Here is an 8,578-nt window from a genome sequence, read left to right on the forward strand (position 1 = left end):
TGCAAATTTTCCGCAGGAGACTTTCTTTTCGGAGGGATTTCTAGTACAATGAAAGAAACTATGTCTGCGCCCCGCCAGCGCCGCTTTCTGGCGCTGGCAGCAGCGGCGGCAGCGTGCATCGTCGGGCTGGCACTGTGGTACGCCGTGCCGCCCGCCCCGGCGCAGGATGTTCCGGCGTCCGCGCCGGAGGCGCTGCGGGAGTCCTTCCGGGTGGACCTCAACACCGCCGGGGTGGACGCGATGACTACCCTGCCCGGCCTCGGGGAAAAGAAGGCGAGAGCGGTCTTGGAATACCGCCTCACCCACGGCCCCTTCCGGAGCCTCGGCGAGGTGGCGCAGGTGCCGGGCGTTACGCAGGATATGATAGACGGATGGCAGGGCCTCGTCTATCTGAGCTGAGGGGAGACCCCCTCGCAGGAAAGAGGAATCATCATGAGTGAAGAGAGCATCTTTATCAACCGGGAACTGAGCTGGCTGGATTTCAACCGCCGCGTGCTGGTGCTGGGCAAGGATAAAAATGTCCCGCTGGCCGAGCAGCTCAAGTTCCTGTCCATCTATGGCTCCAATCTGGACGAGTTCTTCATGGTGCGCGTCGGCTCGCTCCAAGAGCGGGCAAACCTCATGCGCGGCAAGAAGGAGAAGCGGGAGAATAAGACCAACATGACGGCGGAGGAGCAGCTTGCCGCCATCATGCCCAAGACGGCCCAGCTTCAGGAGGACTGCGACAAATATTACGCCAAGGCGCTGGAAAATCTGGCCGCCTGCGGCTACCGCAAGGTGGACTTCGATAAGCTGACCAAGGAGGACGAGCATTTCTGGAAAAAGTATTTCCAGAGCGAGCTTTTCCCCATCCTCAGCCCCCAGATCGTGGACAGCCGCCACCCTTTCCCGTTCCTGCGCAATAAGGAGATCTACCTCGGCGTCCTCCTCCACGAAAAGCACTCTGCGGAGAACACCCTCGGCATCGTACCCATCTCGAGCCAGATGGAGCGGATGCACCTCGTCCGGAAGGACAACGAGACGCTTTTTGCCCTGACGGAAGAGCTGGTGCTCCACTATGCGGCTCTTATCTTCGGTAAGGAGAACGTGCAGGAAAAGTGCCTCTTCCGGGTCACCCGCAACGCCGACATCGACGTGAAAGAGGGGATGATGGACCATGACATCGACTACCGCGAGATCATGGCCGACCTGCTCAAGCGCCGCCGCAAGCTGGCCGCAGTGCGGCTGCAGGTCATCCCTGCCGCGCCGCAGGTCACGCAGCTGCTGTGCAGCCGCCTCGAGCTGACCCACAAGCGGGTCTTCGTCCAGAAAAGCCCCCTTGACCTGAGCTTCTTCTTCAAGCTCACGAGCCGGATGGAGTCCGACGGACACCCGGAGCTGTTCTATTCGTCGGCCCGGCCCATGCTGCCTCCGCAGGACTACGACCTCACCGCCGAGGTGGAAAAACATGATGTGCTGCTGAGCTATCCGTACCAGTCCATCCGTCCCTTCATTGCGATGCTCAAAAAGGCCGCGCAGGACCCCGACGTCATCTCCATCAAGATGACCCTCTACCGGATGGCCCGGGAGTCCCAGATCGTGCAGGCCCTCGTGGAGGCCGCCGAAAACGGCAAGGAGGTCGTGGCGCTGGTGGAGCTGCGCGCCCGCTTTGATGAGCAGAACAACATCGACTGGTCGAAGCACCTCGAGGAAGCGGGATGCACCGTCATCTACGGCTTCGACGACTACAAGGTGCACTCCAAGCTGACCCTCATCACCAAAAAGAGCGCCCATGGCTACTCCTACATCACCCAGATCGGCACCGGCAACTACAACGAGAAGACCAGTGAGCTTTATACCGACTACTCCTTCATCACTGCCGACCTCGGCATCGGCGAGGAGGCTTCCAATGTCTTCCAGAACCTCGCCGTGCAGAAGCTGACGGAAGAGAGCGAAAAGATGCTGGTGGCGCCGCTGCGCTTCAAGAGCGTCCTGCTGGATGAGATGGACCGGGTCATCAACGCCGCCCGTCTGGGGCGTCCGGCCTCCATGATCCTCAAGAACAACTCCATCTCCGACCGGGACATCATCCTGAAGCTCGAGGAGGCCAGCTGTGCGGGGGTCCGCATCGACATGATCGTCCGCGGAATCTGCTGCGTCCGCGCCGGTGTGCCCGGAAAGACCGAGAACCTCCACATCCGCAGCCTCGTGGGCCGCTACCTTGAGCATGGCCGCATCTACAGCTTCTTCGATGGGGTCAACACCCGCACCTATATCGCCTCCGGCGATTTCCTCACCCGCAACACCGAGTGCCGCGTGGAGGTGGGCGTCCGGGTGGAAGACCCCGTCCTGAAGGAAAAGCTGGACAGCATCCTCCGGCTTCAGCTCAGCGACAACGTCAACGCCCGCGAGATGCAGCCGGACGGCAGCTACCAGAAGGTCAAGCCCGCCCCCGGCGAGCCGCTGGTGAACAGCCAGATGGGGATGTACGACCTTCTCCGGGACGACTGGACCGCCCGGGACAAGGCAGCTGCGCCCGTTGAACCGCCGAAGCCCATCAAGGCCCCGGAGATGCCTGCCGCACCCGCAAAGGCTGTACCTCAGCCCGCCGCTCCCGCCCCGGCAGAAAAGCCGCAGGCGAAGGCCGCTCCTGCCCCCATGCCCGTTGTCGTCACCGAGAGCCGTTCCCGCAGCACCGGCTTGCTGGGCCGTCTGCTCGGATATTTCCGGAAATAATGAGACCCGCTGCCGTCAGCCCCAAAGCTGGCGGCAGCTTTTTTGTGTTCTGGCTGCCCCTTCTGCTGCATATAGTGCAGAGAGCAGGAGGGACGCCGATGCGGACAAGACAGCAGAGCACAAAGGGGTGGGTCATCTTCGCGGCGTTCTGCGCCGTTTTGTTCTGTATGACTGTGCTGCGGGCCTGTGCCGCCAAGACTGCGCCGGAGGGCTGCTCGCTGGAACGGGTGCGGCCGACGCAGGCCGTCTGCTTCCCACTGGGGACGAATGGATGGCGCGTCTCGGACGCCTACGGTTGGCGCACCGACCCCCTCACCGGCGAAGAAACCTTTCACCGGGGCACAGACCTCGCCTGCGCGGAAGGGACGCGGGTGCTGGCAGTGATGGACGGCGTCGTATCTGCCGTCCGGCGGAGCACGACCTACGGCAACTATCTCCGCCTGAGCCACAGCGGCGGGCAGGAGACGCTTTACGCCCACCTCCAATACCTCTTCGTCCGGGCCGGGGAGGTGGTGCAGGCGGGCCAGCCGCTGGGCACAGCAGGGGAGACTGGCCGCTCCACCGGGGCACACCTCCATTTCGAGCTTCTTGAGCAGGGCATTCGCTATGACGCCGGGGCGCTGCTGGGTCTGCCATGAGGCGGCTCGTCCGGGCAGGGCCGCTGGTCTTCCGTGACCCGCTCTTGCTCTGCGGGGCGCTGTATCTGCTGCTCTGGTCCGACGCCAGCGGCTTTCTGCGCATCGGCCTGTATGCCGCTGTCCTCCATGAGCTGGGACATATCCTCGTCTATCTGGCCCTCTTCCGCCGCCTGCCGGTCATCGAAGTGACCATAACCGGCTTTTGTATGCGGACGAGGGGGCAGGCCCTCACCCGGGGACAGACCTTTCTTCTCGCTGCCGCCGGGCCGGGGACGAACGCTCTGCTGGCCGCTGTCTGGGCGGTGCGGATGGAGCAGTACGCTACCATCCGGGGCAGCGCCTTTCTCGCGGCCAACGTCCTCACCGGGGCATTCAATCTCCTGCCCATCCCGCCGCTGGACGGGGCGCAGATGGTGCGCTGTCTGTTGCAATCCTCCTCAAAATAGGGTACAATAAGGAAACATGAAATCCGTATTGTCAAATGGAGGAACTTGATGTTTGATCCGAAACTGAAAGAAGCGCTGTCCCGGGTGCAGAAGCCGGGCCGTTATACCGGCGGCGAACCGGGCAGCGTGTATAAAAATAAAGATGAGGTGGATGTCCGCTTTGCGTTCTGCTTCCCGGACACCTACGAAGTGGGAATGTCTTTTCTGGGCGAAAAGATACTCTATGAGCTGCTGAACAGCCACAAGAACTGGTGGTGCGAGCGCGCCTTTATGCCGTGGCTGGATATGAAGGCGGAGATGGAGCGTCTGGGTCTGCCCCTCTACACGATGGAGAGCAAAGACCCTCTCACCGACTTCGATGCCGTGGGCTTCACGCTCCAATATGAGCTGTCCTACACCAACATCCTCGCCATGCTGGAGCTGGCGGGCATCCCGTTCTATTCGAAGGACCGCGACGAGCGCTGGCCGCTCATCGTGGCAGGCGGCCCCTGTGCCTGCAACTCTGAGCCGATCGCGGATTTCTTCGACGTCATCCAGCTGGGCGAGGGCGAGAACCAGCTGCCCGGCATCTGTGCCGAGATCGAAAAGGCGAAGAAGGAGGGCGGTGTCTCCAAGAAGGAGCTGCTGCGCCGCATCGCCAAAATTCCCGGCGTCTATATCCCGGCGTTCTACGATGTCGAATACTGCGAGGATGGCCGCGTCAAGTCCATCACCCCCAACGAGCCGGGCATCCCGGCCGTCGTCACCAAGGCCATCATCAAGGACCTGAACGAGTTTGCACCCCCGACCAACTTCGTTGTCCCCATGGTGGGCGCGATCCAGGACCGCGCCAGCGTCGAGGTGCTGCGGGGCTGCGTGCGGGGCTGCCGGTTCTGTCAGGCCGGCTTCCTCTACCGCCCCATGCGCCAGCGCGACGCCAGCCTGCTGAATAAGGCAGCGCAGGACCTCTGTGCCAACACCGGCTATGAGGAGCTGAGCCTTTCCAGCCTGTCCACCTCCGACCACAGCCAGCTGGAAGAGCTGCTGGACGACCTGAACGAGTGGGCACCGAAAGAGCACGTCAGCCTGTCGCTGCCCTCCCTGCGGATGGACAACTTCTCCCAGAGCCTCATCGAAAAGACCACCAAGGTGCGCAAAAGCGGCCTGACCTTTGCCGCTGAGGCCGGCACCCAGCGCCTGCGCGACGTCATCAACAAGAACGTCACATGGGACGAGATCGAGAAGACCTGCTCGCTGGCCTTCGCCAACGGCTACACCTCCGTCAAGCTCTACTTCATGATGGGCCTGCCCACCGAAACGATGGAGGACATCGAGGGCATCGCCGAGACGGCTCAGAAGGTGGTGGACCTCTATTATTCCAACCCCAAGCACGCCAAGGGCCGCGGCGTGCAGGTGACCATCAGCTGCGCCTGCTTCGTGCCCAAGCCCCACACTCCCTTCCAGTTCGTCCCCATGGACACCGAGGAAATGCTCAAGGCCAAGCAGAAGCATCTGCTGGAGAGCGTCCACAGCCGGAAGATCAAGGTCAACTACCACGACAGCACCACCAGCTTCCTCGAGGGCGTCTTCGCCAAGGGCGACCGCCGCTTGGCCCCGGTCATCCTCGAGGCCTACAAGCGGGGCTGCTACTTCGACGGCTGGGAGGAGTGCTTCCAGTACGACACATGGCTGAAGGTCTTCGAGGACATGGGCATCGACCCGAAGTTCTACTGCCAGCGCCCCATCGGTCTGGACGAGGTGACGCCGTGGAGCCATATGGACTATGGCGTCACCCACGAATATCTGGTGCGGGAGTACAACAAGGCCCTCGCAGCCCAGACCACCCAGCCCTGCAACCGTGCCTGCCACGGCTGCGGTGCCAATCATCTGTTAGGAGGGCCGTGCTTTGATTACAGTCAGGATCTCGTTTAAGAAGAGGGACGAAGCCTCCTACATCTCCCTGCTGGATCTGCAGCGGGTGATGCAGCGGGTGCTCAAGCGCAGCGGACTGCCGGTGTGGCACACGCTGGGCTTCAACCCCCATATCTATATGACCTTTGCCTGTCCGCTCTCGCTGGGGCAGGAGAGCGAGTGTGAATGCGTGGACGTAAAGACCGAGGCCGAAGCCCCCGACTTTGCCCAGTGGCAGACGGCGCTGAACGCCATCATGCCCACTGGCATCGAGGTCTACCGGGTGGAGCCGGTAAAGATGAAGGCCGACGCCATCGCCTACGCCTGCTACCGCATCCGCTACCCGGCCTCTGCTGCGCCGCTGCTTGAGCAGTACAACACCCTCGACAGCGTGCCGGTGGAGAAGAAGAGCAAGCGCGGCGTCCGGATGGTCGAGATGAAGGACTACGTCCCCGCGCTCACGCTTGAGCCGGAAGGGGAGAGCGTGAGCTTTGCCGTCTGTCTGCCCGCTGCACAGGAGCTGAACCTGAACCCCTCGCTGCTGACGGCGGCGCTGGAAGCAAGATTCGGCCTGTCTGCGGCGAGCGCCTCCATCCTGCGCACCGAATTCCTGACGGCGGACAAGCAGAAGTTTCAGTAAGAACGGCCCGGCGGGGCCGGAATGAAAATTTCCCGCATAAATTTGCACAAAACCCTTGCTTTTGCGGGCGGTTTGTGCTATCCTATTAAGGCGTTAGTGTCCGCTGAGACCACAGCGGGGTTAATGACACATATCATTAAACGGGCGGTCCTCTGACGGCAGTTCGCCGTGCATGAACGTCTAAAAACAAATGGAGGAATTAAAATGGACGCACTGAAGATCATTTCTGAAGGCAGCATCAAGGCTGAGAAGCCTCAGTTCAACGTCGGCGATACCGTCCGCGTTGATGTTCGTATCAAGGAAGGCGAGCGTGAGCGTATTCAGGCCTTCGAGGGCACCGTCATTGCAAAGAAGCACGGCGGCGTCGCAGAGACCTTTACCGTTCGCCGCGTTTCCTACGGCGTCGGCATCGAGCGTGTCTTCCCCATCAACAGCCCCTTCGTCGAGAAGGTCACTGTTGTCCGTAAGGGCAAGGTCCGCCGCGCAAAGCTGTTCTACCTGCGTGGCCGCACCGGCAAGGCTGCCAAGGTCAAGAGCGATATTTGATGATTCCCCGTTTCAAAGCGGGAGAAAAGGGGGCAACTTGTTTGTCCCCTTTTTTCTGTTATACGGCGCTTTTGGCGCAGGGACAGAGAAAATAAAAACGGGCGCAGGCCCGGACAAAGAGGTGCATCGGATATGGAACAGTCACAGCCCGCTGCCCGTGGGCAGAGCCTGCTGGAATGGTACGAAGCGCTCATTTCGGCGGCGCTGGTGTTGGTGCTGGTGTTCTCCTTCTTTTTCCGCATCATTCAGGTGGATGGCGAGTCGATGGTGCCTACGCTGGAAAACGGAGACAAGCTCATCGTCTGGGGCGCAGGATACGAGCCGCAGCGGGGCGATGTGGTCATCGTGGACAGCTACACCAGCTATGGCCGGCCGCTGGTCAAGCGGGTCATCGCCAAGGGCGGCGACACCATCTCCATCGACTATGCCACCGGCACCGTGAAGGTGAACGGCAAGGTGCTGGAAGAGGATTACATTGCAGAGCCGACCTATCTGGGCTATGACGTGGAGTTTCCCTACACTGTGCCGGAGGGGACGGTCTTCGTTATGGGAGACAACCGCAACGCCTCGCTGGACAGCCGCTCGAGCTATGTCGGCTGCATCGACGAACAGGATATACTGGGCAAAGTGCTGCTCTGCTTTTTGCCCTTTTCGGATTTTGGAGTAGTAAAATGAACAATCAGGACACCCGGTTTGCAAACCAATATACCATCCAATGGTTTCCGGGCCATATGACCAAGACGCTGCGGATGATGGAGCAGGAGATCCTGCACGTTGACGCCAGCCTTGTGCTGCTGGACGCCCGCATCCCGCTGTCCAGCCTCAACCCGGAGATCGAGCGCATCACGGCCCGCAAGCCCAAGCTCTATGCGCTGAACAAGGCCGACCTCGCCGACCCCGCCGTGACGGAGGAGTGGATCCGCTACTTCCACGAGGCCGACGCAGGCTGTGTGGCCATCAGCGCCAAGCAGAAGGGCGGCGCGAACGCCGTCAAGGCCGCTATCGAGAAGGAGCTGTCCGGCCTGCTGGCCCGCCGCCAGAACCGCGGCATGGGCGGCGCAAAGACGCAGGTGATGCTCTGCGGCATCCCGAATGTGGGCAAATCCACCTTCATCAACACCTTCGCAGGCTCGGCCCGTGCCAAGGCGGCCGACCGCCCCGGCGTGACCAAGGGCAAGCAGTGGGTCAGCACCGAGAAATTCGACCTGCTGGATATGCCCGGCGTGCTCTGGAAGAAATTCGATTCCAAGACCATCGCCTCGAATCTGGCCTTCATCGGCTCCATCAAGGACGACATCCTTGACGTCGAAGAGCTGGCTATGAACCTTCTGGATGAGGTGCGCCGCAACTATCCCGACCTCGTGGCCCAACGGTACAAGCTGGACGCCGAGACGCTGGCTCTGCCGCCCTACGAGCTGATGGAGGCCATCGGCCGCAAGCGCGGCCTGCTGGTGCGGGGCGGCGAGGTGGACACCGAGCGCTGTGCGATCATGCTGGTGGACGAGTTCCGCGCCTGCAAGTGGGGCCGCATCTCCCTCGAGCGCCCGCCCCAGCGGGACGATATGGCGGACTTTGCCGAGGAGGACGAGGAATGAAGCGCCGGACAGACGAGGAGATCTCTGCGCCGCTCTACGCCTATGATGCCGACATCCGGGCGCAGTACGGCTGCTTTGCAGGCGTGGACGAGGCGGGCCGCGGCCCCC

General features: G+C 61.7%; 9 protein-coding genes. All 9 read left to right on the top strand.

What is annotated here, in order from left to right; genetic code table 11:
• Positions 1 to 48 precede the first annotated feature (48 nt).
• The gene (locus LKD23_RS07555) at positions 49 to 399 is read left to right on the top strand and encodes a ComEA family DNA-binding protein (protein ID WP_227621118.1); all 351 of its coding nucleotides are present in this window, start codon (positions 49 to 51) and stop codon (positions 397 to 399) included.
• 33 nt (positions 400 to 432) lie between these two features.
• The gene (gene ppk1, locus LKD23_RS07560; protein ID WP_227621119.1) at positions 433 to 2,715 is read left to right on the top strand and encodes a polyphosphate kinase 1; all 2,283 of its coding nucleotides are present in this window, start codon (positions 433 to 435) and stop codon (positions 2,713 to 2,715) included.
• 98 nt (positions 2,716 to 2,813) lie between these two features.
• Entirely contained in the window at positions 2,814 to 3,353 is a 540-nt protein-coding gene (locus tag LKD23_RS07565; RefSeq protein WP_227621120.1) for a M23 family metallopeptidase, read from the top strand.
• Positions 3,350 to 3,799, top strand: a complete 450-nt coding sequence (locus LKD23_RS07570) for a metalloprotease (protein ID WP_227621121.1) — start codon at positions 3,350 to 3,352, stop codon at positions 3,797 to 3,799. Before LKD23_RS07565 ends, LKD23_RS07570 begins: the two co-directional genes overlap by 4 nt.
• 48 nt (positions 3,800 to 3,847) lie before the next feature.
• Positions 3,848 to 5,710, top strand: coding sequence for a TIGR03960 family B12-binding radical SAM protein (locus LKD23_RS07575; protein WP_227621122.1), 1,863 nt, complete (start codon positions 3,848 to 3,850; stop codon positions 5,708 to 5,710).
• Positions 5,685 to 6,329, top strand: a complete 645-nt coding sequence (locus LKD23_RS07580) for a TIGR03936 family radical SAM-associated protein (protein ID WP_227621123.1) — start codon at positions 5,685 to 5,687, stop codon at positions 6,327 to 6,329. The genes LKD23_RS07575 and LKD23_RS07580 overlap by 26 nt, the downstream gene beginning before the upstream one ends.
• Before the next feature lie 204 nt (positions 6,330 to 6,533).
• Positions 6,534 to 6,875, top strand: coding sequence for a 50S ribosomal protein L19 (gene rplS, locus LKD23_RS07585; protein ID WP_149793326.1), 342 nt, complete (start codon positions 6,534 to 6,536; stop codon positions 6,873 to 6,875).
• A gap of 132 nt (positions 6,876 to 7,007) precedes the next feature.
• Positions 7,008 to 7,550: a signal peptidase I gene (gene lepB, locus LKD23_RS07590; protein ID WP_227621124.1), complete on the top strand. Its 543-nt coding sequence runs from the start codon at positions 7,008 to 7,010 to the stop codon at positions 7,548 to 7,550.
• A complete protein-coding gene (gene ylqF / locus LKD23_RS07595) occupies positions 7,547 to 8,470 on the top strand; it encodes a ribosome biogenesis GTPase YlqF (RefSeq protein ID WP_227621125.1) in 924 nt (307 codons plus the stop codon). The genes lepB and ylqF overlap by 4 nt, the downstream gene beginning before the upstream one ends.
• Positions 8,471 to 8,578 lie beyond the last annotated feature (108 nt).

Origin of the sequence: Faecalibacterium butyricigenerans (assembly GCF_020687345.1) — a bacterium.
GTDB lineage: Bacteria > Bacillota > Clostridia > Oscillospirales > Ruminococcaceae > Faecalibacterium > Faecalibacterium butyricigenerans.

Excerpts from the sequence above, each read along its gene's own strand:
- LKD23_RS07555 (WP_227621118.1), top strand. The coding sequence starts at position 49 with ATGAAAGAAACTATGTCTGCGCCCCGCCAGCGCCGCTTTCTGGCGCTG.
- ppk1 (WP_227621119.1), top strand. The coding sequence starts at position 433 with ATGAGTGAAGAGAGCATCTTTATCAACCGGGAACTGAGCTGGCTGGAT.
- LKD23_RS07565 (WP_227621120.1), top strand. The coding sequence starts at position 2,814 with ATGCGGACAAGACAGCAGAGCACAAAGGGGTGGGTCATCTTCGCGGCG.
- LKD23_RS07570 (WP_227621121.1), top strand. The coding sequence starts at position 3,350 with ATGAGGCGGCTCGTCCGGGCAGGGCCGCTGGTCTTCCGTGACCCGCTC.
- LKD23_RS07575 (WP_227621122.1), top strand. The coding sequence starts at position 3,848 with ATGTTTGATCCGAAACTGAAAGAAGCGCTGTCCCGGGTGCAGAAGCCG.
- rplS (WP_149793326.1), top strand. The coding sequence starts at position 6,534 with ATGGACGCACTGAAGATCATTTCTGAAGGCAGCATCAAGGCTGAGAAG.
- lepB (WP_227621124.1), top strand. The coding sequence starts at position 7,008 with ATGGAACAGTCACAGCCCGCTGCCCGTGGGCAGAGCCTGCTGGAATGG.
- ylqF (WP_227621125.1), top strand. The coding sequence starts at position 7,547 with ATGAACAATCAGGACACCCGGTTTGCAAACCAATATACCATCCAATGG.